This is a genomic window from Virgibacillus sp. FSP13 (assembly GCF_054048505.1).
In genome coordinates this window covers 53,749-79,788 of record NZ_JBSVKG010000002.1, presented here as the reverse complement: position 1 = coordinate 79,788, position 26,040 = coordinate 53,749, and the positions used below count along the sequence as shown (strand labels likewise).

Genomic DNA, 26,040 nt, shown 5'->3' with positions numbered 1-26,040 from the left:
CCCCCGAATTTATTTACCCGAGTAACGATTTAATCTTAGTGGCAAATCCTGCATCTAAAATAGCAACAGCTACTCTCTGTGTTTTTCCAATAGCCTGTGACAGCGTTTGTCGATCATCTACTATTGCAAAAGGTACATCATATGTCTTACATTTATCCGTTAATTTCTTTTTTGTCTGTGGACCAATGTCATTTGCCAAAAGGACTAGCTTGGCTCTGTTTTGTTGAATATCTTTGACAATCGTTTCTTCACCAAGTGAGCACTTTCTGGCCCGATAAGCTAAGCCGATCATATTTAAGTAATTATTTTTCATGCTTTCTTACCATCTACTATTTCTCTGAGCTCATCATAGATAGCTACATCTACTTCCCCATTTAACTGACGATTTAAAGCACCCGTTTTTTCGGCTTTATCAATTACTTCCTTATCCTTTGACAAGTATGCGCCACGACCGTTTTTCTTTCCGGTTTCGTCAACAAATATGTCGCCCTCTTTTGTACGAACAATCCGAATAAGCTCTTTCTTAGGCTTCATTTCGTTTGTTACAATACATTTCCTTTGTGGGATTTTTCTTTTTTGTGCCATTAGATAGCCCCCTTATTCGAACAAATCGTCCACATTGTCTGGATAGGTATCATCTTCATCTTCTATGGCAAAGTTATCTGTTAACAGCCCTTCTTCTCTGGCCTCAGATTCACTCTTAATGTCTATTTTCCAGCCGGTTAATTTGGCAGCTAAACGAGCATTTTGCCCCCGTTTACCGATAGCTAAAGAAAGTTGATAGTCAGGAACAATTACGGTTGTTGCTTTTTCTTCTTCATTTACAAGTACCTCAACTACTTTAGATGGGCTTAATGCATTGGAAACATAGACAACTGGATCCTCTGACCATTCAACCACATCAATTTTTTCACCCTTTAGTTCGTTAACAATTGCTTGCACCCGTTGCCCTCTTTGGCCAACACATGACCCAACCGGATCAATTTCCGGATCATCCGCATGGACAGAGATTTTGGAACGGTCTCCTGCTTCTCTGGAAACAGACTTAATTTCAACTGTACCATCATAGATTTCTGGGACTTCCATTTCAAATAAGCGTTTTAATAGGCCAGGATGTGACCTTGATACGTAAATTTGTGGCCCTTTACTTGTGTTTTCCACTTTTGTCACAAATACTTTAAGGCGATCATGTACATGGTAATCATCCGTAGGCATTTGCTCTGCTTCTGCTAATTTCGCTTCAATTTTTCCAAGGTTCACGTAAATGAAGCGTGGATCCATTCGTTGAATAATACCAGTCATGACATCTTCTTCACGATCAGCATATTCGTTAAAAATAACCCCGCGTTCTGCTTCGCGAATTCGTTGTGTTACAACCTGTTTAGCAGCTTGAGCGGCAATTCTTCCAAAATCTTTTGGTGTTACCTCAACCTCGATAACGTCCTCCAATTCATAATTTGGATCAATATTTTTTGCCTCTTCTAAAGTAAGCTCTTGTTGGGAGTCCTCTACTTCATCGACAACAGTTTTTCGGGCAAAAACACGCATTGATCCTGCTTCCTCATCAAGGTCAACCCGCACATTTGTTGCCGACTTAAAGTTTTTCTTGTAAGCCGATATTAAAGCTGCTTCTAAAGCCTCCAACAATATATCCTTATCAATGCCTTTTTCTTTTTCTAAATAATCAATCGCGTCAAACAACTGACTGCTCACTTTTCTTTTCCCCCTTTATAACGTTACAGCAAGCCTTGCTTTTGCTATCTTATTGTATGGAATTTCCACTTGTTTTTTTCGCGTTTTTATTTTATATTCAATCGTTACCACATGATCAGTAAAGTCTTTTAAAATACCTTCATATTCTTTTTCTCCATCTATTGGCTCATATAGCTTTACATAAACATTATTATTGACGTTATTAGTAAAATCTTCTTCTGATTTCAACGGTCGCTCAACACCTGGTGATGATACTTCGAGAAAATATGCTTCTTTAATGGGATCGATTTCATCTAATTTTTCACTTAATTGCTCAGAAACCTGACCACATTCTGCTATATCAATGCCACCATCTTTGTCGATATAAACTCGTAAAAACCAGTTCTTGCCCTCTTTTACGTATTCAATATCAACTAATTCAAGATTATTTTTCTGTAAAATAGGCTGGACTAATTCTTCCGTTGTTTTAATTACTTGCGAACTCAACAGTAATCCTCCTTTATTCAATTGTCGTTTTCCTTATTATGAACAATCATACCTAATTTCATTTGAGTACTTTATTAGCTTGTGTTTCTGCTTTTCAATATAAAACCCCTGCCTGAAAGTTGTGGCAAGGGGGAAGTTTCACTCAGCAGAAATCATAGAAGTATGAAGAAAGAGTGGGTTTCGCCCACTCTTTTGACCGTTCGTATCAATACTTACCAATAAAAACTATATCATAAGAAAAATAATCTTGCAAGGTAGCACGTTTATCGTTTTAAATAGAAACGATCTAACCTAGAATAGGGAAAGTTGATTTTTCTCCGCCATTCCTTCTAAACACCCATGATTATCAAGGTATTCTAAAACTGTTTTCGAAATTTTACTACGCTCACGAAGATCTTCTTTTGATAAAAATTCTCCTTCTTCACGAGCTTTGACAATATTAAGTGCCGCGTTAGTTCCAAGTCCATCGACCGCATTAAATGGTGGGATAAGCGAATTGCCATCCACGATAAACTCTGTTGCACTTGATTTATAAAGATCAACTTTATTAAATGAAAAACCACGTTCACACATTTCAAGTGAAATTTCCAATACCGTTAATAAACTCTTTTCTTTTGGCGGTACCTCATTTCCTTTAGCTACAATGCCATCAATTCGCTGTTTTATCGCCTGTGGGCCTTTGATCATCGTATCTAATTCAAAATCATCTGCTCTTACAGTGAAGTATGCTGCATAAAAAAGTATTGGATGATGAACTTTGAAATAAGCAATGCGGATTGCCATTAACACGTATGCAGCAGCATGGGCTTTCGGGAACATGTATTTTATTTTTTTACATGATTCAATATACCAATCTGGCACACCGTGTTTCTTCATCTCTAAAATCCATTCGTCTTGTAATCCTTTCCCTTTACGGACGAATTCCATAATTTTAAACGCAAGCGACGCCTCTAATCCTTTGTGCAAGAGGTATACCATAATATCATCACGACAACCGATAACATCTGGTAATTCACATATGCCATCATTAATCAATTCCTGGGCATTACCTAACCACACGTCAGTCCCATGTGAAAGACCTGATATTATTACAAGCTCTGCAAACGTTGTTGGCTTCGTATCCTCAAGCATCTGCCTAACAAACTTTGTTCCAAATTCTGGTACCCCTAACGTACCGGTTTTACAATTAATTTGCTCCGCTGTTACCCCTAGTGATTCCGGTCCGGAAAATATTTTCATCACTTCGGCATCGTCTGTCGGAATTGTTTTCGGATCAATTCCACTTAAATCTTGAAGCATCCGAATGACTGTCGGATCATCGTGCCCAAGAATATCTAGTTTTAGTAAATTATCATGAATCGAATGGAAATCAAAGTGTGTTGTTCTCCATTCACTTTTTCGGTCATCGGCAGGAAATTGAATCGGGGTAAAATCAAAAATTTCCTTATCCTCCGGTACTACAATAATCCCACCTGGATGCTGGCCAGTTGTCCGTTTTACACCTGTACATCCTTGAACAAGTCGATCTACTTCAGCATTTTTATAAACAAGTTGTTTATCTGATGCATACCCTTTCACATAACCATATGCTGTTTTTTCCGCGATGGTTCCAATTGTACCAGCGCGATAAACATTGTCTTCGCCAAATAAAACCTTCGTATAATTATGGGCCCGAGGTTGATAATCCCCAGAAAAGTTTAAATCAATATCGGGAACCTTATCACCCTTAAATCCTAGAAATGTTTCAAACGGAATATCTTGTCCGTCTTTCGTTAATGGAATCCCACAATTAGGACAATCTTTATCCGGCAAATCAAACCCACTACCGACTGATCCATCGGTAATAAATTCATTATGGTGACATTCTGTACAAACATAATGAGGTGGCAGTGGATTAACCTCTGTTATTTCCGACATTGTCGCAACTAGCGATGATCCGACTGATCCCCTGGAACCAACTAAGTATCCATCGTCCAATGATTTTTTCACAAGTTTATGTGAGATTAAATAAATGACCGCAAAACCATGACCAATAATACTTTCCAGTTCCTTTTCCAGCCGATCAACTACAATTTGTGGAACTGGATCACCATATATTTTTTTTGCTCTTGTATAGCAAAGATCACGCATCTCTTGGTCTGCACCCTCGATTGTTGGTGTATATAAGCCATCTTTGACAGGAGAAATTTCCTCTATCGCATCAGCAATTTGCTGTGTATTTGTTACAACAATTTGTTTTGCGGTTTCCTCACCAAGAAAGGAGAAGCAATCAAGCATTTCGTTTGTCGTTCGAAATGGTGTATCAGGTAATGTTTGTCGATTTAATGGATTACCTGCCTGTGATGCAATTAAAATTTGTCGATATAATTTATCATGTTCTTCAATATAATGTGTGTTACCTGTTGCTACCACGGGTTTTTCCATTCGTTTGCCTAAATCTACTAATTTAGAAATGATATCTAATATTTGTGCTTCATTTTGGACAAGTTCTTTTTCAACCAAATGCACATAGTTTGCAGGTGGTTGAACCTCAATATAATCATAGAATTCAGCGACTTTTTCTGCTTCTTCCGCCGATTTTTGCATCATCGTTTCGAAAACTTCACCTTTATCACATGCTGTTCCAACCAAAATTCCCTCACGAAACTTTTGCAGTTTAGAACGTGGTATTCTTGGAACACGATAAAAATAGTCAATATGTGCATGTGAGACAAGTTTATAAATATTTTTTAAGCCTTCTTGATCTTTGGCCAACAATGTACAATGGAACGGGCGAGAACGCTGATATGCATTTCCTTCACCCATGTGATTATTCAACTGATTATGATTTCGGATATCCTTCCCTAGTAGCCGCTGTACTAGTTTCCAAAGTAAATAACCTGTAGCTTCCGCATCATAAATCGCCCTATGGTGTTGAGTTAATTCAATATCTAAATGTTTACACAAGGTGTTCAAACGGTGATTTTTCAACTCTGGAAATAGAAACCTGGCGAGTTCTAATGTGTCAATTACAGGATTTTTCGTTTTTTCGTAATCAATTTTTTTATAACCTGCATTTAAAAAACCGATGTCAAAGCTTGCATTATGGGCAACTAAAATACCATCGTCAACCCATTCCTGAAAATCCCTTAATACATCATCGATTTCGGGGGCAGTATTGACCATTTCATCGGTAATACCTGTCAGATCGGTTGTTGTTTGGGATAATGGATGATGCGGGTTAGCAAATGATTCAAACCGATCAACAACTTCACCTTGATGTATTTTTACCGCTGCAAGTTCAATGATTGTATCATAAACAGCCGATAATCCAGTTGTTTCCACGTCAAATACAACATATGTCCCATTCTCCAGTTCAACATCCTGCTCATTATAGGCAATTGGAACACCATCATCAACAAGGTTAGCTTCAACTCCGTATAAAACCTTGATCCCGTTTTTCTGACCTGCTGCATGTGCTTCAGGATAACCTTGTACCCCCGCATGATCCGTGATCGCAACAGCGTTGTGTCCCCACTTAGCGGCTTGTTCAACCAAACGCGATGGGGAGACAACCGCATCCATTTGGCTCATGGTGGTGTGTGCATGTAGTTCAACTCGTTTTTCTTCATCAGGAGCAGTATCTTGTCGGCTTTCCACTTGCACTTCATGCATATCATTCGCCATCATGGCCAATTCATTCGTATACATATCAGTCTGGATGCTTCCACGTGCCTTAATCCACATACCTGTTTTCAATTGTTCGAATTTATCAGCATCGTCGTCACCTTTGGAAAACATTTTAATTTGTAAGGAATCGGTATAATCAGTAGCTTTAGCAATTAACAAACTTCTACCGGAGCGCAATTTCCGTATATCAACCGAAAATACATAACCCTGAACAGTAACACGACGTTCTTCATCCTGAATTTCTTGCATCATGAGGGCTTCATCCTGAATGCCATAACCGATTGCAAATGGTTTGGCATGGTCCTCATTTTGCTTACTTTGTTCCCGTTTTTCTTTCTCCTGAACAGTTTTCAAAATAATTTGCTGATCTTCCTGCGCCTTTTGCTCCCTAAACTTCTGTAGATCAGCCTCTTCTGTTTTAGCATCAATCACAAGCGAATAGGATGGCACACCAACTTTTTTACAGTAAGTGCGAAATGGTTCATCTAGTCGTTTTTTTAACGCGCTCGCTTCGGCTTCATTTCTCGCAGTTAACATAATATTGTTATGGTTGACTTTAGGAGCCTGGTTATGCACTAAATCTTTGTAAGCAGGCGATAAATTGGAAATCGATTGGATAAAACTCTTCCAATAACCGGAAATGGTTTGCTCGTCACATGTTTTGTTTTCTGTATATAATGTAAGGTCTATTTTGGCAATCTGGTTAAATGTGTGCTGTAAGTTGGCAAACAAAAATTGATAAATACTACTTGGCAATACATCCTTGGTTTGGATATGAAAATGCCACATCTGTTCTTTTTTGAAAACCTCTAACCGAAGCAACTGACTGTCTTGAAAATGCCCCATATATTCCTCTGGCATATGCAACTGTGTTAACAATAAATTCATTTTCTCTATATTTGATATCGACATAGTATACCCCCTCCTTTTTCACGAAAATTCATTTGCAATCACATGGGAACCCTTGCCAGTAGACAAGGGTTCCCAGTTTGAACATACCGCTAACTTTTTAAAGAAACAGCCGCTGAATATCGTTCCACGTCACAACGATCATTAATAGCATTAATAAAGCAAATCCAATGAAATGGACAATTCCTTCTTTTTGTGGATCGATTGGCTTCCCACGTACAGCCTCAATTCCAACAAATAGTAACCTACCACCATCAAGTGCTGGTAATGGTACTAAATTTACGATTCCTAAGTTAATACTTAAAATTGCTGTCCACATTAAGAGATTCATAAACCCGGTTTGTACAACTTGATCTGTCGCATCGTAAATACCAACAGGACCTGATAACATTTCAATTGAATATTGTCCGGTAATTAACATCCCTAAGTTTGTTAAGATTAATTTCGTTGTATCATATGTTTGTACAAAGCCATATTGCAATGTGCCAGTTATTGATTTTTCAAAGGCGTGTGTAACGCCAAGCTGACCAAATACCTGCCCTTGTGCCTCTTGCTTAGCAGGTGCAACGGCAAGTTCTTCTGTCTCCCCATTTTCCCGTTTCACTGTCATCGTCAATTCTTCCTCAGGATTTTCCTTGATAATTTTATCAAATTCATCCCATGTTGAGATAGAATTTCCATCAATTTGGACAATCTCATCTCCATGCTGAAAACCAGCTTCTGCTGCAGGTGTACCGGGTTGGGCTTGATCAATAATTGCCCGATCAACTGGAACACCTTGGATAAGTCCAAGAATAAAGAAGATCACAATAGCGAGAATAAAATTCATCATCGGGCCAGCAAACAGTTGCATGGCACGTTTTCCAACGCTTTTTGATGCAAACTGTCGATCAAATGGGGCGATTTGTGATTCTTTTTCATCCATTACAAAAAATGTCTTCTGGTCTACTTCAAATTGTAATTTATGGTCTTCCTCATCAATTTCATAACCTTCGATAATTAATTTATGATCCAGATCGGCATACTCTACTTCGATAACTCGTGCGTTTGGATGTTTGGATTTATGATTAACGATAATTTTATTTACCTTGCCTTGTTCATTAAACTCCAGGCCAATATGATGTCCTGGTTTTAATTCAACAATTTCCGGATCGTCACCCGCAACACGCACATACCCACCAACAGGTAGTAATCGAATCGTATACACGGTTTCGTTTTTTGTGAAGGAAAATATTTTAGGTCCAAATCCAATCGCAAACTCACGCGCCAGCATACCAGCTCGTTTTGCAAAGATTAAATGACCGAACTCATGAATAAACACAAGTAAACCAAACATTAATATAAACGCAATAACTGTTGTCAAAAGGGGCACCTTCCTTTAATCCGAGTCGATTAAACACTTGTTTTCCCAATAAGCGAAAAACTGCCTAGAACTGTATAACACTAACTTAAAGTGTAACCTTTTTGAGATACATAATTCAAATCCTTCGTCCAAGTAGTTAGGACACAAAATTCATGATATGTAATAATGGTAAAATAAATAACAGACTATCTAATCGGTCCAATATCCCACCATGTCCGGGTAATAATTTCCCTGAATCTTTCACATCATAGTGCCGTTTGAATGCTGACTCAACAAGATCACCAATTTGTCCAAAAATAGATACCAAAATAGTAATAATTATCATATAAAGCATAGTATGCGGAAAAGGAGCAATTAATTGAAAAACAATCCCAACAACACAGGCAAGTAAAATTCCGCCAACTGCCCCTTCAATCGTTTTATTTGGACTGATTTTCGGCCATAATTTTTTCTTTCCAAAAGCTCGACCAAAGAAATATGCTCCAGTGTCTGTTGCCCATATAACAAGCAATGCATAAAAAATGTAATTCAGCCCTGCTTCTCTAGTCACAATTAAGTAGTAAAAACCTATCCCCATATAGACCGCAGACAAAAACATAAACCCAGCATCTTCAAAATTAAATGTATTCTTAGCTAAAACAGTATATGTTAATAATAACATAACAAACAGCATCATTACTTCTGATTTTTCCAACCCAATAACTGGAATGCTATCGTTATCAAAATCCCACAACACAATCCATAGAAAAACAATAGCTAAAAATGATGGAATAAGAAAATTACTCATTTCGCGCATTTTAATCAGCTCGATTAAACCAATTGTAGCCATTAAGTAAACAAATAAAGTAAACGGTAATTCTCCGTACAATATAAATGGTACAAATACAAGTAATGCGATAATTGCAGTTATAATTCGTTGTTTCATAATTGTATCAACACCTATATACCTCCATAGCGCCTTTTACGCTGCTGATAATCATGGAGGGCCTCCCTGAAAATTTCCTCATTAAAGTCAGGCCATAATACATCCGTAAACCAAAATTCCGAATAGGCTACTTGCCACAGTAAAAAGTTGCTCAAACGCTGCTCACCACTTGTTCGGATCAATAAATCAGGATCTCTTAACCCAGTCGTGTACAGATATTTAGAAAACACCTTTTCATCTAATGCATCGATTGATAACTTACTGCCATCAATGTCCATCGTGATCTCTTTGATCGCACGCATAATTTCAAACCTACTACCATAGTTTAAAGCAAAATTTAATAATAATCCATTATTATTCTTGGTTTTGTCTTTCGCATATTGGATTGCCTCTTTCGTATGGTCTGGCAAATCAGTAAAATTACCGATTGTATCAATTCTGACATTATTTTCGATTAGTTCAGGTAAATAAATATGTAAAAATTCTTTAGGTAACCTCATTAAAAAGTCAACTTCTGTTTTTGGCCGTTTCCAATTTTCAGTAGAAAAAGCATATAACGTTAGAATTTCCACGTGGTAATTTCTGGCGGCCTTTACAATTTCTTTTACAACATTCATACCTTCTTTATGTCCAGCTATTCGCGGAAGACCTCGTTTTTTTGCCCATCTGCCATTCCCGTCCATAATAATTGCAACATGTTTTGGGATATTTTTTTCTTCAATATCACATTGGCCATTAGTATCATTTTGTTTTTTTTTGAAAAAAGGAAGTTTCATTGACATATTTTGTCCTCCGAGTACGGTTGATTATCTTATACAATCCTTTCAACTATAATCAATATGAAGGAAAAAAGAATTATATGACTTTATCATGGTCTGTTAGCAGCCACTAGTAAGATGAATCTTCATTATAGCACGATTTTTATTTTCGTGTGAACAAAAGTCAAGCCCGTTAGGTACAGGTAATTATCTAGATTACCATAAAAAACAAATGCCCCCTTAAACAAGAGGGCGATCGCTTCTTATTTTACATGTTAAAAAATAAAAGTTTCAAGTGGTAACAGACAATTTATCGTAACACTTTCCTACATATGTCACAATTCTTTATACTTCCATAATTTCCTTTTCTTTTTCTTTCGCAAGGTCATCTAATTTTGCAATGTGATTATCCGTTTCTTTTTGTACTTCATCTTGCTCGCTACGTAGTTCATCTTCTGTCAAATCACCATTTTTTTCCGCCTTTTTCAGCTGATCATTTGCTTCACGGCGAATATTTCGTACTTGTACACGTGCTTCTTCCACGTACTTTCCCACAACTTTAACTAATTCTTTACGACGCTCTTCTGTTAAAGCTGGGATATTAATCCGAATAACTTGACCATCATTTGACGGTGATAATCCTAAATCCGCTTTTTGGATTGCTTTTTCCACATCACCTACAGATGATTTGTCAAATGGTGAAATGACTAACAATCTTGCTTCTGGTGCAGAAATCGAAGCCAATTGATTAAGTGGAGTAGAAGCACCATAATAGTCTACATAAATACTATCTAACAAAGATGGATTTGCACGTCCTGCCCGTACAGTGGCCAAGTTTTTGGAAAATGCTTGGACAGCCTGTGCCATTTTATCACGCATTTCCTTCAGAATATCATTTGCCATTAGTTATTTCCCCCTTATTGTTGTGCCAATTGTTTCACCAAGGACAACTCTTTTAATATTTCCTTCGTCCGTAATGGAGAATACAATCAACGGTATATCATTGTCCATACACAATGATGACGCTGTTGAATCCATTACACCTAAACCTTCATTTAACATTTCCAAATAGGAAAGATTTTCGTATTTTTGTGCATCTTTATTGATTTTTGGATCATCGGTATACACACCATCAACATTATTTTTGGCCATTAAAATTACTTCAGCTTCAATTTCTGCAGCACGTAAAGCAGCAGTTGTATCGGTTGAAAAATAAGGATTCCCCGTGCCAGCCGCAAAAATAACGACCCGTTTTTTCTCCAAATGGCGAATTGCTTTTCTCCGTATGTATGGTTCAGCAACTTGGCGCATTTCGATCGATGTTTGCACCCGCGTTGGTATTCCAATATTTTCTAAGCTGTCCTGAAGTGCTAGGGAATTCATTATCGTTGCCAGCATACCCATATAGTCAGCAGTTGCACGATCCATGCCCATTTCACTGCCGACTTTACCACGCCAAATGTTTCCACCGCCAACGACAACGGCCACTTCAACACCTAATTCGGCTACTTCTTTTACTTGTGAAGCTATCGATTGAATCACCTGTGGTTCAATGCCATAACCCTGTTCCCCACTGAGTGCTTCTCCACTTAATTTTAACACAATTCTTCGGTAACGTGCTGTTGTCATAATAACCTCCAGAGAAAGTTTGTATCGTTTGCCTACTATTTTTCTGCTGATTTTACGAAGTTAGAGGATCAAATAAGTTCTAGAGAAATAGGGAACAACTCGTGTCCCCTATCCACCATTACATTACTTTTTCACTTGGCTCATAACTTCTTCCGCAAAGTTTTCTTCACGTTTTTCCATACCTTCGCCAACTTCATAGCGTATAAATGCTTTAACGGAAGCGCCTTTATCAGCCACATATTTTTTAACTTTTTGGTCTGGATCTTTTACAAAGTTTTGTTCTAATAAACAAACTTCTTCAAAGAATTTTCCTAAGCGGCCTTCAACCATTTTTTCAACAATTTTCTCTGGTTTTCCTTCATTTAACGCCTGTGTTGTTAACACTTCACGTTCGTGATCGACATCTTCTTTAGCAACTTCATCACGTGATACATAACGAGGATTTACAGCTGCCGCATGCATTGCGATATCTTTAGCTACTGATTCATCTGTTGTATCCTCAAGAAGAGACAATGCACCAATACGACCACCTAGGTGAAGATATGCACCAAATGCATCATTGTCCGTTTTTGTTAATACAGTAAAACGGCGCAACGAGATTTTCTCACCAATTTTAGCTATTACAGATTTGATATAAGTTTCAACTGTATCGCCTTCACCATGAAGTTCTTGTTGTAGTGCTTCTTCAACAGTAGCCGGCTTTAATTTTACAATATGCTTTCCTAATTCGGATAGCAATTGCTTAAATTGGTCATTTTTTGTTACGAAGTCAGTTTCACAGTTCACTTCTAAAAGCACTGCTGTATTATTATCGATTTCAATATGAGTGGAACCCTCTGCAGCAATACGATCTGCCTTTTTCGCAGCTTTTGCAATTCCCTTTTCACGTAAAAAGTCAATTGCTTTTTCTAGGTCGCCCTCTGTTTCCTGAAGTGCTTTTTTACAGTCCATCATACCTGCACCAGTTTTTTCACGAAGTTCTTTTACCATTTTAGCAGTAATTGCCATAATAAATCCTCCTTAAACTATTCAATTTTAGCTGTGGTTGTGAGTTCTTTAAAAAAGGTGATAAAAGGCTAATCCCCTTATCACCTGTCCTTTTAAAAGCTTACTCTTCTGTTGCTTCTACTTTTTCAGCTTCAACAGTTTCTTCTGTCTCTGCTACTTCTGTTTCTTCCCCTTGTTTAACTTCAAGGATAGCATCAGCCATTTTTGAAGTAAGTAGCTTAACGGCACGAATTGCATCATCATTTGCTGGAATAACATAATCGATTTCGTCAGGATCACAATTTGTATCAACAATTCCGATGATTGGAATGTTTAATTTATGTGCCTCGGCAATAGCAATCCGTTCTTTACGAGGATCGATAACGAACATAGCATCCGGAAGCCTGTTCATTTCTTTAATTCCGCCTAAGAATTTCACAAGACGGTCTTTTTCTTTTAGCAATCCAACAACTTCTTTTTTCGGAAGTACGTCAAACGTTCCATCTTCTTCCATACGTTCAATATCTTTTAGACGGTTGATACGTCGACGGATTGTTTGGAAGTTTGTTAATGTACCACCTAACCAGCGTTGGTTAATATAGAACATTCCTGAACGTGTTGCTTCATCACGAACAGAATCCTGTGCTTGTTTTTTAGTACCAACGAAAAGAATAGTGCCGCCATCAGCAGCAAGTTCTTTTACATATTTGTACGCTTCATCAACCTTTTTAACTGTTTTTTGTAGGTCAATGATGTAAATGCCATTACGTTCCGTGAAGATGTATTTTTTCATCTTTGGATTCCAACGGCGTGTCTGATGTCCGAAATGTACACCAGCTTCTAGTAATTGCTTCATTGAAATTACTGACATATTAAATTCCTCCTATTGGTTTTTCCTCCGTTTGGATCATTTTTGCTAAGGACCATTAATACGTATGGCACCCCTTATGCAAATCAACAAACGTGTGTGATTAAACTTGCTCACTTGTTTTAAGCAAACATAGTATTTACACCAGAAATAAATATATCATATGGTACCCGTACAAGCAAGCATTTTATGTGTTTTTTCCGTGCAATTTTATAACAAGCTCTGCTTCTGTTTTTCCACAGTTTAATTTACTGGCTATTTCATCATGTGCGTAACCTTGATCATACAGTTGTAGAATCCGTGCTTGTAAAGATGTTTCAAAGCTATCATCGGCTTCGGCTTCTGGAATCAACTCAGTGGTGTTATCTGCATGCTCCATCTGCCTATTCGGATCTGGTGTATTTTTATGCATTGTTGTTTGTTGAGGTTCACCTGAATCCTTCCTATCATTATTGCCAAGTCTTGCTTCAAGCATTCTATTTTCTTCTTTAATTTCCTGCAAATACGTATCAAACAATTCCATCACTTCGTTCGTGCTATTTTGCTTTTGTTGTTTTAGTTGCTTGATTTGTTTTAACAACTGATAAATTGCTGCAAGCGCAATAACGTGCAATAAAAAACTAATAAAAAATATAAATGCTGTCATAAAACCCCTTCTATCCAGAAAAATCAATTTTATTGCCTAAATAAGGGTGGTCAACAAACTGATCTTCTTGTTTCTGTTCTTCTTGTTGTTGATCTTGGGAAGTTTGATTAGAGTGATCTTTTTTTACTTTCACTTTATCCGTTTCGGCAAATTCATTCACACGTTTTCGCTTTTGTTCATCCTGCTTTAATTGATTCGCAACAAGTGACTCCTGAGAATGTTGATTTTGCCTCGTCATTTGATCTTGAAGTTTTCCCGCATCTTGTGTTCTCGGAAGCGCTACCTGCATTTCGATTGATTTCCAGCCCAAATGATCACTTCCCTATTCTTAAAGTGCATGTTTAGAGTGGTTGAATCGTAATTTCATTGCTAACTAACTTCACTTGTACGTGTTGATTTGTTGTATCTATTTTCCGCTTATACTTGCCAAAAGCAATCATTACGTTACTGTAAAGTTGCCCGCAAACCATTAATTTGGCTTCTTGTTCCTTTCCTATTTGTGCATTTAGTTGATGAAGCTCTTCATCAACTTCTGCCAATCGTTCAGCTGTTTGATTGTAGGAATGTCGTTGTTTTAATTTGGTGATCCGAATTTTTGGATTTTTCTTGTCGTCTTGATTGGCTAATTTATTACCGAGTATTGTTAATTTTTCCAACGAGGCTAGTAATTCTTCTTTTTCCTTTAATAACTTCTTCTCTTTTTCAGCAATTGGTTTATCTAGCCCGAATACAATTTCCGTTTTTGTACTCATCCGATTTCCAATATCTTTTGCCTCCATTAATTTGCCTGCGGATAATTCACCACCGATGATATTTCCTTTTTGACAATAGATATTATTTCTCGCAGTGCATTCACTATGTAAAATAGAGCTTTCTACAAATAAATCATTTCCTGCATGGACAATGCCTTGATTAATATATCCAGCATGAATACTGCCATCTGCTTCGACAATCCCCTTTTGCAGTCCGGCAATCCCCCCCGAAATAAAAATGGAACCACCAGCAATTAGTGTTGCTGCTTCGACCATACCGAATATTTTAATATCACCTTTAGCCTTCACCGTATATCCTGTTGGTACATCTCCATTAATAACAATCGATCCAACGAAATCTAAGTTACCATCTTTCATTGACAGGCTTTCATTCACTTGATAAACGTTATGAACCATAATATAGCAGCTATCAACACTCACTTGCCCATCTTCTGCCGCATAAAAAGAATGATCCTGCTTATTATATACTACATTCTCACCCGATTTAAACGATACTGGTTTTCCCGGTTGGGCCTGAACTTCATTACCATACACATCTATCCCATTTGTTCCCTCTGTAGGCATGTAGACTGTCGCCAATCGTTGACCTTTTTGAACAGATGGGATCCGCATGACATCGCGAAAATTCCATTCAGCAGATTTATCAAACTCTGGATTAAGATTGAAATCATATTTAATTTCACCATCTTTTCCATGTTGAGCAGGAACCCCTTTGGCAATCATGATCGGGAAATCAATGTCATCAATCCTCGTAGCAAGTGATTGAATAGAATCTTCGAGAATGCCTTGCAAAATCTTATGTTTATTAAAAAAATCACGCCATGAATTTTCGGTCCAATTCAAATCTATATCTTCTAGCCCATCTGTTCGATATAATTCAGCCATCATACGATCAGTTGTCGTTTTGATATAAAAATAGTCTTGCAAGTCCCCCACTACTAATTCTCCTTTACAAAAATCGCTTCATTAAATATATATCAATTGAATCAGAAGAATTTGTATCTGCTTAAACACGTATTTTTTGCAATGTATTTCGCAATTTAAATATTGCTTTTCGGTGAATTTGTGAAATTCTTGATGTTGTCAACTCCAAAACATGACCAATTTCTGTTAACGTTAATCCTTCATGATAAAATAAGCTAATTACCATTTGTTCATTTTCGTTTAAGGATTTAATACCTTGTGCTAATTCTCGATTTAGTTCTGACTGCATCATTTGTTCATCCGGTAAGACTGATGTCTCGTCAGGTAAAATGTAGCCAATACCTTCTTTATGTTCATTTGTTGCTTCCTTTGGTTTATCTTCAATTGATAAGATATTGGCGAATAACGTATCTCGTATCAATGTTTCCACTTCCCTCGCGTCCAGCCCTACCTTGGCGGCGATCTCGTCAGAACTTGGAGAGCGGTGAAGTTTTTGTTCTAATTCCACGGACACTTTTTCAATCTTTTTCGTTTTTTCTCTTATAGATCTAGGGAGCCAATCTTCTTTTCTTAATCCGTCAATAATAGCACCACGAATACGGAACGAAGCGTATGTGTCAAATTTCAAATCACGACTTGGATCAAATTTTTTCAGCGCATCAAATAAACCCATTAAGCCAAAACTTTTAATATCATCTTTGCTGACATTACTTGGCAAATGACTAGCAATTCGTTCCACATGAAAACTTACCAAGTACATATAATTCTGGATTAACTCATTTGCCGCATCATTATCCTTGTTTTCTAACCAGTTGTTCCATAATTTTTGTTCCAGAGGAGATTTGTTTGTTGTCATCGTCATCACTCGCTCCTCTCATCATTACTTTATAAGAGTTACTTCAATCTTAATATGTTTCAGGCATCCATACGTTATATAAACGATTCTCCCTGATTCACCTTACGTATCTTCAATTGACCCGAACTGGGCTCAAATTCAATCGTCCTTCCACAATTTCCGCCTACATCTGCAGCAACAATTGGAATATGAAAATCATGAAGCTTCTGCTCAACAGCTTCTACATTTCTTGGACCAATTCGCATAATTTCTGTTGTGGATGTGAATTGAAACATTTGTGCTCCACCAGCTAGTTTTGCCTTCAATTCGAATCTTCTTGCACCCATAGACAATAGTCTATCCATTAATATATCCATTGCAGTATCTGCATATTTATGTTTATTAATCGTTCTCTGTTTGGCCATTTTTGAATCTGGTAACATGACGTGGGCTAAACCAGCCAACTGTTTTGGCAAGTCATAAATAACGACACCTACACATGAGCCAAGTCCTGACGTACGAATTGTATTTGGTGCACGCACAACATTCAAATCGGCAATTCCAACTTTGACAACAGTTTGTGTGTCATGCATGATCATCAATTCCTAAACTTGCAAAGATTTTCCCGAAGGATGACGGGTCCGGCAGCATTAAAAAGTGACCATGAATTCCGTTTACTGCTGATTGCTGATTTATTTTCGTATCGATAATAATGGCATAATCTGTTACTTGTGACAATTCGAGTAACCCCACTGTCAAAATTGCTCCAGCCATATCTATACTAAGAGAAGGAACTGATGGTTGCATGTTGATATTTGTGAAATCAGATAATGCCGACAGATATGATCCCGCTAAAATATTTCCTACTTCCAGTAGAGCAGAAATCGCTAATTCATTTGGCTGTTCCACATCGCTAAGGATAAACTCGGGATCTGATGTCACTTCTCTTACTAAATATTCAGCTTCTTCTTTTGTCAGAATAAAATAAACGGTACCAGGTGCTGGGCCTTGGATACGAATAAAAATAGCTACAATTAATTCTTCAGGACCACCGATCATATCCATAACTTCATCAAAGGCAACGATTTCAACAGAAGGGACTTGCATATCTACCTTCGTATCAAGTAATTTTGACATCGACGTTGCTGCATTCCCCGCGCCGATATTCCCAATCTCTCGTAAAACATCCAATTGAACATAGGATAAACGATTATTAAATTCCATATAGCATTATCCTTCCACTGTTTTCAACTCATTCAATTCATTCTTTGCTAAAACTTTTTGAAGGTCTAATAGAATTAATAAGCGGTTTTCAAGTTTTGCAACTCCTTGGATATAGTCAACATCTACCGACCCTACTACTTCCGGTGCTGGTTCAATCGCACTTTCTGGAATATCGATAACATCATTAGCTGCATCAACAATTAAGCCGACTTCGATATCATCCATGTAAACAATAATAATTCGGGTTGAATCACTAAATTCTGTTTCTTCTATGCCAAATCGTTTTCGTAAATCAATAATTGGCGTTACAACCCCACGCATATTGATAACACCTTTTACAAAATCAGCAGTCTGTGGAACTCTGGTAATTGGTTCGATCCGTTCAATCGAACCAACCTGTTGTACCAAAACAGCATACTCCTCATCTTTTAATTGAAATACAATCACCTTATGATCCATTACCGTTTCATTTTCCATCATAATCCCTCCATTAGCTTTTTTATCAAAATTCGCTTCCATTTTCCCTACATAATGTCCGATATTGACTTTTTAATTAAAGCTTTTTTCGTAATGTTTGTTGCTTTTTAAATTTCGTAGTTGAAAGAAAATACGATGTAACTAAGAAATTGCTTCCTCGCCGTTCCGGAAATACACTACGCTTTCCGGGGGCGGCTGTTGAGCCTCCTCGTGCTAACGCACTGCGGGGTCTCACCTAGGCCTTTCCTCCCCCAGGAGTCTCCGCGTATTTCCTCCACTGGTTTTGCATTTACTACTATTAACTGTAGTAGTATGCGTTCTACCAAGCCACATTCTACCGCTTCACTAGTCCGGGTGAGTGGAGGGTGGTGACTCCTCGAAAAAGAAAAGCACTTTTTCTTCGTGCGATGTATCGCTGACGAAGCCTTCCTTGTCTTGCGGGAACAGCACGTGTCCGAAGACCCCGCAGAGTGGTTTGAAAAGGAGGGTCGACTAAAACCGTCCTTTGCGGACAACGTCGACATACCCCTCGCCGGGGCAAGGAGGCTGAGGCCGTGCCCGCGGAAAGCATCCACCCGGAGCGATCCCGGACGGCGAGAAATGAACGTACTTATAGAAAAGAGCCGAGCAGTTACTTCGCATTTTATATCTATTGTGTAAAAAAACAACAAATGTTTTCGATGGGGCGAGTAATCGCAGTCCCATTCTTTTGGAAAACAGCCTTATTTAATTAATGCGTTACAATCGATAATTAATGCTACTTGTCCGTCACCAAGGATTGTTGCCCCGGAGATGGCGAACACGTTTGTTAAATAGTTCCCAAGTGATTTTAAAACGATTTCCTGTTGGCCGATAAAGGAATCAACAACAAGGCCTGCTAGTTTATCCCCTTTTCGGACAATTACAATGGATTCGTAATCATTCTCTTGTGCATCTTCTGCCGGTACAGCAAAAATATCTTTGAGAAATACAAGTGGTATAACTTTCCCACGAAAATCAATCACCTTTTTATTGTGGGCATGCATAATTTTGTCTTTATGGATAATAGCTGTTTCGATAATAGATGATAACGGGACAGCATATTTTTCTTGTTGTAGTTCAATTAGCAATACAGATATAATCGATAACGTTAATGGTAACTGAATTGAAAATGTCGATCCTTTATCCATTTTGGCATCAATTGATATATTTCCACCTAAGGATTCAATTGTATTTTTTACTACATCCAACCCAACCCCGCGGCCAGAAATGTCGGAAATTGTTTCTGCAGTAGAAAAACCGCTTGCCATGATAAGTTCATAAACTTGATTATCTGTTAATGACTTCGCTTGACTTTGACTAATTACTTCGTTAGCGATTGCCTTTTCCAATACTTTGTCTCGATTGATTCCAGCACCATCATCAGAAATTTCGATAAAGACATGATTTCCGCTATGATATGCTTCCAATTGGATTGTACCTTGTTCCGGCTTGCCTTTTTGTTTACGAACATCAGGAGTTTCAATTCCATGATCCATCGCATTCCTGATTAAATGTACTAATGGATCCCCAATTTCATCAATAACTGTCCGATCTAGTTCTGTTTCAGCACCAATTATTTCAACTTCAACTTTTTTATGTAAATCACGTGCCAATTGTCGTATCATTCGAGGAAAGCGATTAAAGACCTGATCGATTGGTACCATTCTCATCGTTAAAATAATGCTCTGTAAATCCCCTGAAACTCGTGTCATTCGCTCAACTGTTTCTTGTAAATCGTTATGATTCAATTCCGTGGAAATTTGCTCTAAACGACCACGATCGATAACTAATTCCTCAAACAGATTCATTAGAACATCCAAGCGATCAATATTTACTCGAATCGTTTTACTTGTTGATCCTTTTGTTTTTTGTTTAACCGGTTTGTCTGAATTTTGATCATCTGGCGTATTTCCCACTTGTTTCACTTCGGTTTGCTGTTTCTTCTGTTCCTTCTGTTCCTCTTGTTCTTGATTATAGGCTGAAATAGAAAAATAGTTGACAGTGACTTGGTTAATCTCAGATACCTTCCAAATACGTTCCTCTATTTCCGATTGCTCGAAATTAGAAACGAGTATCACTGTAAATGAATTTTCGAAATTCTCTTCTTCCAAATCATTTACCGTTGGCTCCGATTTAATTACTTCCCCGAGTTTTTCCAGTACTTCAAATACCATGAATACGCGAGCACCTTTTAGCAAACAATCTTCACGTAGTTCAACCGTTATTTCATAATTGGAGAATCCACGATCCGTCGACTCATTTAAGATGGATAATTCAAATTCATTTAATGAAGCGACTGCTTGCGGCGAATTGGCAGTATCTAGTTGTCCCTCTGGCTGTTCGCTTTTCACTTGAACTGTTTTCTCACCATTTTCGATTCTTTCCAAATGATTAACTACTTCACGAACATCTCTATTGCCATTGCCTTCACTTGCAATGTCTTCTACCATTGCATTCAGGTGATCAACTGCATCAAATAAAACGTCCATCATTTCTGTTTGAACTTTTATTTGATCGTACCGGATTCCATCAAAAACATTTTCCAACTTATGTGTTAAATTAGCTAAATCATTGTATCCCATCGTAGCTGACATGCCTTTTAATGTGTGGGCAGCGCGGAAAATTTCATCAATGATTGTTTTTTCAGTCGGGTTTTTCTCTAATTCTAGTAAATATTTATATAATGATTCCAGATGCTCTGTGCTTTCATCGATGAATACATCTAAATATTCAGTCGTATCCATGTTACATCCCCCCTGAGCTTTTTACCAACTGTGTAATCGTATCTCCTACTTGGTGTAAATGGGTAATATGGTTAACGCAGTTTGTTTTGATGGCTGATTTCGGCATACCATATACAATAGACGATTCCTCAGCTTCAGCAATTACGATCGTTTGCTTGTCCATTTCTTTTAACTGTTTAACGCCTTCTGAACCGTCATGACCCATTCCAGTTAACACAACCGCAATTTTGTTTACGTTATTGATTGTAGCCAAAGATTTGAACAAAACATCAACAGCAGGTCTGTGTCCGTTCAACTCGTCTTCCCGTGTTAATTCAATCGCATGCGAAGTACCTACTTGGCGTATTTTCATATGAAAATTACCTGGTGCAATATATGCTGTATGTTGTTGGAGTATTTCACCATGCACTGCTTCTTTTACATGAATGCCTACTAGCGTATTTAATCGTTCTGCTAATGATTTAGTAAAACCTGCTGGCATATGCTGAACAATTAAAATTGGTGCCTGAAATTCGTACGGTAAATCCGTTAAAACTCGTTGCAATGCTCTTGGGCCGCCGGTAGACGTCCCAATGGCAACAACTGTCTTAGCATGCTGCTGGGTTACTCGATCTGTTCTCATTTGTTGAATAGTACCGGTAACTGTACCCGTTTTTTTAGGCATTTGCGCATGTGCTGCAGTAACCACTTTGTTTATAATCGCATGCTTCACTTTCGTAATGTCTAACGATATGGAGCCAGATGGTTTTGTAATGAAATCAACTGCACCGTTTGATATAGCCTCCACTGTTTTCGCTGTACCTTCCTTTGTTATGCTAGATACCATTACAACAGGTAGTGGCGTTTGCTTCATAATCTCTTTTAGTGCTGTTATTCCATCCATGATCGGCATTTCCACGTCCAATGTGACAACATCAGGTGATAAAGCCTTTATTTTATTTATTCCATCCTCTCCATTTCGTGCAGTACCAACGACATCCAAACGATTATCACTTGTAATGATATCGGCGATCATTTTCCGCATAAATGCTGAATCGTCAATAACTAAAACACGAATCGGATTCATTTTACGTTACCTCTCGATCATTAATTGTTTTAACTTCTGCACGAACGAAAATGGTTCCTTTTTCGTTAAGCTGAATGACTTTGCTAGGTAATTAGTCGCAATTTGTTTCACCGCTTTCGAAATAGCAGCCTTTTCATTTAGTAATACATAGGGAATTTGCCTTATTACTGCTGTAGATACTGTTTTATCATCAGGCAACACACCCATAAGTGAAACATTAACCTGTAAAAACTGCGATATAACACGTTGGAATCGTTCTAGTGCTTTCGTCCCTTGTTTTGCAGAAAGCGATCGATTCATTACTACATATATCGGCATATTTTGCTTATTGTTTAAAATATGTTTAATCATACCATATGCGTCGGTAATCGACGTCGGCTCCGGTGTTGTGATAACGATACACTCATCTGAAGCCATAACAAATTGAAGACTATCATGGGTAGCACCTGCCCCCATATCGAAAATAATATAATCATACATTTGTACTAGTTCATTATACTGATCAAGAAAAAAATCTATTTTGGCTTGATCCATCGTAAAAAAGTCTGATAACCCTGAACCAGCAGCAATGTATTGAAGTTGGTTTGGACCTTCTTCAATAATATCATGAATCGATAATCGATCGTTAAACATGTCGACTATCGTTCTTTCTGACTGTAATCCTAATAAAATATCAATATTTCCCATTCCAACATCCAAATCAAATAGGAGAACTGTTTTATGATTGTTTCGTAATTCCAATGAAAAATTAAGTGCAAAATTAGACTTGCCAACGCCGCCTTTTCCACTTACGATGGCAATTGTTTTTGCTTGTTTAGGGTTTTGAGCAATGGTTAATTTCCGACGTAAACTTGCCGCTTGATCACGCTTCACCGTTTTCACCCACTATGAGATTACTAACAATGTTAGCAGAAGGTTTTGTTAAATCATCCGGGACACCTTGACCATTTGTTAGATAGGCAATCCCAATTTGCTTGTTTATCATCACATTCAGCATACTGCCATATTGTCTTGTTTCGTCTAACTTTGTGAATATCAGCTCTTTAATCGGTATATGCTGAAACTGCTCATAAATATCGAGAATATCTTTAGGTTTAGCCGTCAGTGACAAGACAAGATATGTCTCCACATTTTGGTCAAAATTAATACTCTTTTTTAATTCTTCAACATATTGTTTATCACGGAAATTTCGACCTGCCGTGTCGACAAGGATTAAATCATAATCTGAAAACTGATTGATTGCTGCTTTATAATCATCGTTATTATAAGCAACTTCTATTGGCACATCTAGTATTCGAGCATACGTTTTTAGCTGCTCTATTGCTGCAATACGGTAGGTGTCCGCTGTAATAAAAGCGACTTTTTTGTGATCGTTCAACATACACGATGCTGCAACTTTAGCAAGTGTTGTTGTTTTTCCCACACCAGTTGGACCAACAAAGTGAATAATTTGTTTATCATACGTGACACCAGTAAATGACAAATCATGCAATCTCCTATTGATTTCCTGCTTTGTATCCCGGAAAATTTGTTCAATCGCTGGCGTTACACCATTATCATTATGTTGTTCAACAATTTTGTCTAATAAATCAATTGCAAGCATTTCTGTAACTTCTTGATCAAGCAAATGTTGATAGACTACCTGATATTCAGGTGAAAAGTTTGTTTTTGTTTGCGCTGATTGCAATTCGATCATTTTTTTTAACTGTTGAATTTCTTGTAAAACCTCATGATCCGTCTTACCCGATTTTGCTGTAGAGGCAGTTTCTTTAACAAGTGGCGTGACTGTTTTTTCTTGCTTTGGTTTTATTGGCTGTGGATCAAGCGCAGCTACCACTTCAATCTTTCGTTTTTTAAGAAGACCCAAAAACCTACCCTGCTTGATTTCCTTCGAGTTAAGGATAACTGCATCAGGGCCAAGCTCTTTACGAATTTGTTGCATTACTTCCGGCATTGTTGGTGCTACATATTTTTTTACTTTCATGCTACATTCACCACCCCGACACTTTGAACCTGTACACTTGGTTCTAATTCATTATACGACAAGACAACAACCTGTGGTAAAAAGCGATCAATTAATTGTTTTACGTACATCCGAATTGCTGGCGAGCATAAAACAACCGCTGTTTCCTCTTGTAATGCCAGCTTCTCAACTTCCTCATGTATCGTTTTAATAATTGTCTGTTGTGTTTCCGGATCCATGGACAAATAATTTCCATGTTCTGTTTGTTGGATACTTTCCGCAATTAATTTCTCAACCTTGCCAGAAACCGTAATTACTTTTACAGATGCATCATTATTTGTATATTGTTTCGTAATTTGCGATGATAACGCCTGTCTCACATATTCCCCAAGTAGCTCAGTATCATTTGTCAGCTTCGAAAAATCTGCAAGCGTTTCAAAGATTATCGGCAAATTGCGTATGGACACATTTTCTCGTAATAACTTGGCAAGTACTTTTTGGATGTCACCAATTGCAAGTGGTTCTGGTGTCACTTCTTCAACTAAAATTGGATCATTTTCCTGCAAGTGATCAATAAGCTGCTTCGTTTCCTGTCGTCCAAGTAATAGATGTGCATGTTGTTTGACTACTTCCGTAATATGGGTAGACACAACAGATGGCGGGTCTACCACTGTATACCCAGATAATTCAGCTTCGTCCTTATATTCCTCACTTATCCATTTTGCCGGGAGTCCAAACGCCGGTTCTTTTGTTTCAATGCCTTCCAGCGTATCTTCATCCATATCCGGTGTCATGGCCAAATAATGATCTAATAACAATTCTCCTGAGGCAACTTCATTTCCTTTAATTTTCAGGCGATATTCGTTCGGATCCAACTGGATATTATCACGAATTCGTACAACTGGTATAACCATTCCAAGTTCGATCGCCAGTTGCCTTCGTATCATAATCACCCTATCAAGCAAATCCCCGCCCTGACTTGTATCTACTAGTGGGATAAGGGCATAACCAAATTCAAATTCGATTGGATCCATGTTTAATAGATTGATAACATTTTCTGGTGATTTCATTTCGGATGATTCAGTTTCCTCTTCTTCCTCTAGATCCGGTAATTCTGGTTCACTCGATTGCTTCTGCAAATAATAACCACTAAGTCCTAATAATGCAGCGAGTATCGTCGTAATAAAAAAGTTAATTGGTGTTAATCCAAGCAGAAAAATAGCTCCGGCAGCAATATATAGCAATTTCGGATATTGCAGAAGTTGCCCGGTTACCTCCGTACCTAAATTTCCTTCGCTTGTAGCTCTTGTTACAACAATTCCTGTAGCCGTTGAGATTAATAATGCCGGAATTTGACTAACCAAGCCATCGCCAACAGTAAGTCTCATAAAAGTATTAATTGCCTCTTGGAATGATAAATCCATTTGAACGATCCCAATAATTAGTCCAAAAATGATATTGATTAACACAATAATAATTCCAGCTATAGCGTCTCCTTTAACAAATTTACTGGCACCGTCCATGGAACCATGAAAATCTGCTTCAGCTTCTACTTTTTCACGTCTTTCTTTCGCTTGTTGTTCGGAAATCAATCCAGCATTTAAATCTGCATCAATACTCATTTGTTTTCCTGGCATTGCATCCAATGAAAAACGAGCAGCTACTTCCGAAACACGTTCCGATCCTTTCGTAATGACCAGAAAGTTAATAATAACTAAAATAACAAATACTACAAATCCTACTAGTGGATTACCGCCTATAACAAATGAACCAAATGTATCAACAACGCCACCAGCATCCCCTTCTGACAGGATCGATCTTGTTGTAGAAACGTTAAGTCCCAGACGAAATAAAGTTAACAGCAAAATTAAAGTTGGAAAAACAGAAAATTGCAGTGTATCTTGTGTATTCATAGAAACTAAAATAACAATAAGTGCAAGTGATATGTTACACAAGATCAAAATACTTAAGAGCCATCCCGGAAGCGGCACAACTAACATAACAATTATTAAAATTACTCCTAATAGAACAGATAAATCACGTGCCTTCATCGATGTCAC

At 37.8% G+C, this 26,040-nt stretch carries 24 protein-coding genes; all 24 read right to left on the bottom strand.

Going from position 1 to position 26,040, the window contains the following annotated elements:
- Nucleotides 1–13 precede the first annotated feature (13 nt).
- The 24 genes from ACW2QC_RS02240 to flhA all read right to left on the bottom strand — a co-directional run bounded on the left by ACW2QC_RS02240 (nucleotide 14) and on the right by flhA (nucleotide 26,031).
- On the bottom strand, nucleotides 14–313 hold the full coding sequence (locus tag ACW2QC_RS02240) for a YlxQ family RNA-binding protein (protein WP_457542360.1): 300 nt from the start codon (nucleotides 311–313) through the stop codon (nucleotides 14–16).
- Nucleotides 310–585, bottom strand: a complete 276-nt coding sequence (rnpM, locus tag ACW2QC_RS02235) for an RNase P modulator RnpM (protein ID WP_457542359.1) — start codon at nucleotides 583–585, stop codon at nucleotides 310–312. The genes ACW2QC_RS02240 and rnpM overlap by 4 nt, the downstream gene beginning before the upstream one ends.
- 12 nt (nucleotides 586–597) lie before the next feature.
- The gene (gene nusA, locus ACW2QC_RS02230) at nucleotides 598–1,713 is read right to left on the bottom strand and encodes a transcription termination factor NusA (RefSeq protein ID WP_457542358.1); all 1,116 of its coding nucleotides are present in this window, start codon (nucleotides 1,711–1,713) and stop codon (nucleotides 598–600) included.
- A gap of 15 nt (nucleotides 1,714–1,728) precedes the next feature.
- Nucleotides 1,729–2,199: a ribosome maturation factor RimP gene (rimP, locus tag ACW2QC_RS02225; protein WP_457542357.1), complete on the bottom strand. Its 471-nt coding sequence runs from the start codon at nucleotides 2,197–2,199 to the stop codon at nucleotides 1,729–1,731.
- A gap of 291 nt (nucleotides 2,200–2,490) precedes the next feature.
- Entirely contained in the window at nucleotides 2,491–6,780 is a 4,290-nt protein-coding gene (locus ACW2QC_RS02220) for a PolC-type DNA polymerase III (protein ID WP_457542356.1), read from the bottom strand.
- A gap of 97 nt (nucleotides 6,781–6,877) precedes the next feature.
- A complete protein-coding gene (gene rseP / locus ACW2QC_RS02215; RefSeq protein WP_457542355.1) occupies nucleotides 6,878–8,140 on the bottom strand; it encodes an RIP metalloprotease RseP in 1,263 nt (420 codons plus the stop codon).
- A gap of 136 nt (nucleotides 8,141–8,276) precedes the next feature.
- On the bottom strand, nucleotides 8,277–9,065 hold the full coding sequence (locus tag ACW2QC_RS02210) for a phosphatidate cytidylyltransferase (protein WP_457542354.1): 789 nt from the start codon (nucleotides 9,063–9,065) through the stop codon (nucleotides 8,277–8,279).
- A gap of 14 nt (nucleotides 9,066–9,079) precedes the next feature.
- Entirely contained in the window at nucleotides 9,080–9,847 is a 768-nt protein-coding gene (locus ACW2QC_RS02205) for an isoprenyl transferase (protein ID WP_457542353.1), read from the bottom strand.
- Nucleotides 9,848–10,168: 321 nt separating this feature from the next.
- Nucleotides 10,169–10,726 (bottom strand): ribosome recycling factor, encoded by a 558-nt coding sequence (frr, locus tag ACW2QC_RS02200; protein WP_457542352.1) that lies wholly within the window; start codon nucleotides 10,724–10,726, stop codon nucleotides 10,169–10,171.
- 3 nt (nucleotides 10,727–10,729) lie between these two features.
- Nucleotides 10,730–11,452 carry a UMP kinase gene (gene pyrH, locus ACW2QC_RS02195; RefSeq protein ID WP_457542351.1) on the bottom strand — a complete coding sequence of 241 codons (723 nt, stop codon included), beginning with the start codon at nucleotides 11,450–11,452 and terminating at the stop codon, nucleotides 10,730–10,732.
- A gap of 123 nt (nucleotides 11,453–11,575) precedes the next feature.
- A complete protein-coding gene (gene tsf / locus ACW2QC_RS02190) occupies nucleotides 11,576–12,460 on the bottom strand; it encodes a translation elongation factor Ts (RefSeq protein ID WP_457542350.1) in 885 nt (294 codons plus the stop codon).
- Between the two features lie 100 nt (nucleotides 12,461–12,560).
- A complete protein-coding gene (rpsB, locus tag ACW2QC_RS02185) occupies nucleotides 12,561–13,310 on the bottom strand; it encodes a 30S ribosomal protein S2 (RefSeq protein WP_457542349.1) in 750 nt (249 codons plus the stop codon).
- Between the two features lie 184 nt (nucleotides 13,311–13,494).
- Nucleotides 13,495–13,953 (bottom strand): DUF6115 domain-containing protein, encoded by a 459-nt coding sequence (locus tag ACW2QC_RS02180; protein WP_457542348.1) that lies wholly within the window; start codon nucleotides 13,951–13,953, stop codon nucleotides 13,495–13,497.
- 10 nt (nucleotides 13,954–13,963) lie between these two features.
- Nucleotides 13,964–14,263 carry a hypothetical protein gene (locus tag ACW2QC_RS02175; RefSeq protein WP_457542347.1) on the bottom strand — a complete coding sequence of 100 codons (300 nt, stop codon included), beginning with the start codon at nucleotides 14,261–14,263 and terminating at the stop codon, nucleotides 13,964–13,966.
- A 31-nt stretch (nucleotides 14,264–14,294) separates the two neighbouring features.
- Nucleotides 14,295–15,662 carry a DUF342 domain-containing protein gene (locus ACW2QC_RS02170; protein WP_457542346.1) on the bottom strand — a complete coding sequence of 456 codons (1,368 nt, stop codon included), beginning with the start codon at nucleotides 15,660–15,662 and terminating at the stop codon, nucleotides 14,295–14,297.
- A 70-nt stretch (nucleotides 15,663–15,732) separates the two neighbouring features.
- Nucleotides 15,733–16,506 carry a FliA/WhiG family RNA polymerase sigma factor gene (locus ACW2QC_RS02165; protein WP_457542637.1) on the bottom strand — a complete coding sequence of 258 codons (774 nt, stop codon included), beginning with the start codon at nucleotides 16,504–16,506 and terminating at the stop codon, nucleotides 15,733–15,735.
- 74 nt (nucleotides 16,507–16,580) lie between these two features.
- A complete protein-coding gene (locus ACW2QC_RS02160; RefSeq protein WP_457542345.1) occupies nucleotides 16,581–17,078 on the bottom strand; it encodes a chemotaxis protein CheD in 498 nt (165 codons plus the stop codon).
- Nucleotides 17,071–17,709: a chemotaxis protein CheC gene (locus ACW2QC_RS02155; protein ID WP_457542344.1), complete on the bottom strand. Its 639-nt coding sequence runs from the start codon at nucleotides 17,707–17,709 to the stop codon at nucleotides 17,071–17,073. The genes ACW2QC_RS02160 and ACW2QC_RS02155 overlap by 8 nt, the downstream gene beginning before the upstream one ends.
- A gap of 6 nt (nucleotides 17,710–17,715) precedes the next feature.
- Nucleotides 17,716–18,186 carry a chemotaxis protein CheW gene (locus ACW2QC_RS02150; RefSeq protein WP_457542636.1) on the bottom strand — a complete coding sequence of 157 codons (471 nt, stop codon included), beginning with the start codon at nucleotides 18,184–18,186 and terminating at the stop codon, nucleotides 17,716–17,718.
- A gap of 722 nt (nucleotides 18,187–18,908) precedes the next feature.
- Entirely contained in the window at nucleotides 18,909–20,951 is a 2,043-nt protein-coding gene (locus ACW2QC_RS02145) for a chemotaxis protein CheW (protein WP_457542343.1), read from the bottom strand.
- Nucleotide 20,952: 1 nt separating this feature from the next.
- Complete coding sequence (locus ACW2QC_RS02140) at nucleotides 20,953–22,017, bottom strand: protein-glutamate methylesterase/protein-glutamine glutaminase (RefSeq protein ID WP_457542342.1); 1,065 nt, start codon at nucleotides 22,015–22,017, stop codon at nucleotides 20,953–20,955.
- A gap of 6 nt (nucleotides 22,018–22,023) precedes the next feature.
- On the bottom strand, nucleotides 22,024–22,890 hold the full coding sequence (locus ACW2QC_RS02135) for a MinD/ParA family protein (RefSeq protein WP_457542341.1): 867 nt from the start codon (nucleotides 22,888–22,890) through the stop codon (nucleotides 22,024–22,026).
- Complete coding sequence (gene flhF / locus ACW2QC_RS02130) at nucleotides 22,880–24,001, bottom strand: flagellar biosynthesis protein FlhF (protein ID WP_457542340.1); 1,122 nt, start codon at nucleotides 23,999–24,001, stop codon at nucleotides 22,880–22,882. Before flhF ends, ACW2QC_RS02135 begins: the two co-directional genes overlap by 11 nt.
- A complete protein-coding gene (gene flhA, locus ACW2QC_RS02125) occupies nucleotides 23,998–26,031 on the bottom strand; it encodes a flagellar biosynthesis protein FlhA (RefSeq protein ID WP_457542339.1) in 2,034 nt (677 codons plus the stop codon). The genes flhF and flhA overlap by 4 nt, the downstream gene beginning before the upstream one ends.
- Between the last annotated feature and the right edge of the window lie 9 nt (nucleotides 26,032–26,040).

Excerpts from the sequence above, each read along its gene's own strand:
- ACW2QC_RS02210 (WP_457542354.1), bottom strand. The coding sequence starts at position 9,065 with ATGAAACAACGAATTATAACTGCAATTATCGCATTACTTGTATTTGTA.
- pyrH (WP_457542351.1), bottom strand. The coding sequence starts at position 11,452 with ATGACAACAGCACGTTACCGAAGAATTGTGTTAAAATTAAGTGGAGAA.
- ACW2QC_RS02220 (WP_457542356.1), bottom strand. The coding sequence starts at position 6,780 with ATGTCGATATCAAATATAGAGAAAATGAATTTATTGTTAACACAGTTG.
- ACW2QC_RS02140 (WP_457542342.1), bottom strand. The coding sequence starts at position 22,017 with ATGAATCCGATTCGTGTTTTAGTTATTGACGATTCAGCATTTATGCGG.
- flhA (WP_457542339.1), bottom strand. The coding sequence starts at position 26,031 with ATGAAGGCACGTGATTTATCTGTTCTATTAGGAGTAATTTTAATAATT.
- ACW2QC_RS02155 (WP_457542344.1), bottom strand. The coding sequence starts at position 17,709 with ATGGAATTTAATAATCGTTTATCCTATGTTCAATTGGATGTTTTACGA.
- tsf (WP_457542350.1), bottom strand. The coding sequence starts at position 12,460 with ATGGCAATTACTGCTAAAATGGTAAAAGAACTTCGTGAAAAAACTGGT.
- ACW2QC_RS02145 (WP_457542343.1), bottom strand. The coding sequence starts at position 20,951 with ATGGATACGACTGAATATTTAGATGTATTCATCGATGAAAGCACAGAG.
- ACW2QC_RS02205 (WP_457542353.1), bottom strand. The coding sequence starts at position 9,847 with ATGTCAATGAAACTTCCTTTTTTCAAAAAAAAACAAAATGATACTAAT.
- ACW2QC_RS02180 (WP_457542348.1), bottom strand. The coding sequence starts at position 13,953 with ATGACAGCATTTATATTTTTTATTAGTTTTTTATTGCACGTTATTGCG.
- flhF (WP_457542340.1), bottom strand. The coding sequence starts at position 24,001 with ATGAAAGTAAAAAAATATGTAGCACCAACAATGCCGGAAGTAATGCAA.
- ACW2QC_RS02165 (WP_457542637.1), bottom strand. The coding sequence starts at position 16,506 with ATGACAACAAACAAATCTCCTCTGGAACAAAAATTATGGAACAACTGG.
- rnpM (WP_457542359.1), bottom strand. The coding sequence starts at position 585 with ATGGCACAAAAAAGAAAAATCCCACAAAGGAAATGTATTGTAACAAAC.
- rpsB (WP_457542349.1), bottom strand. The coding sequence starts at position 13,310 with ATGTCAGTAATTTCAATGAAGCAATTACTAGAAGCTGGTGTACATTTC.
- frr (WP_457542352.1), bottom strand. The coding sequence starts at position 10,726 with ATGGCAAATGATATTCTGAAGGAAATGCGTGATAAAATGGCACAGGCT.
- ACW2QC_RS02240 (WP_457542360.1), bottom strand. The coding sequence starts at position 313 with ATGAAAAATAATTACTTAAATATGATCGGCTTAGCTTATCGGGCCAGA.
- ACW2QC_RS02150 (WP_457542636.1), bottom strand. The coding sequence starts at position 18,186 with ATGGAAAATGAAACGGTAATGGATCATAAGGTGATTGTATTTCAATTA.
- ACW2QC_RS02160 (WP_457542345.1), bottom strand. The coding sequence starts at position 17,078 with ATGCATGACACACAAACTGTTGTCAAAGTTGGAATTGCCGATTTGAAT.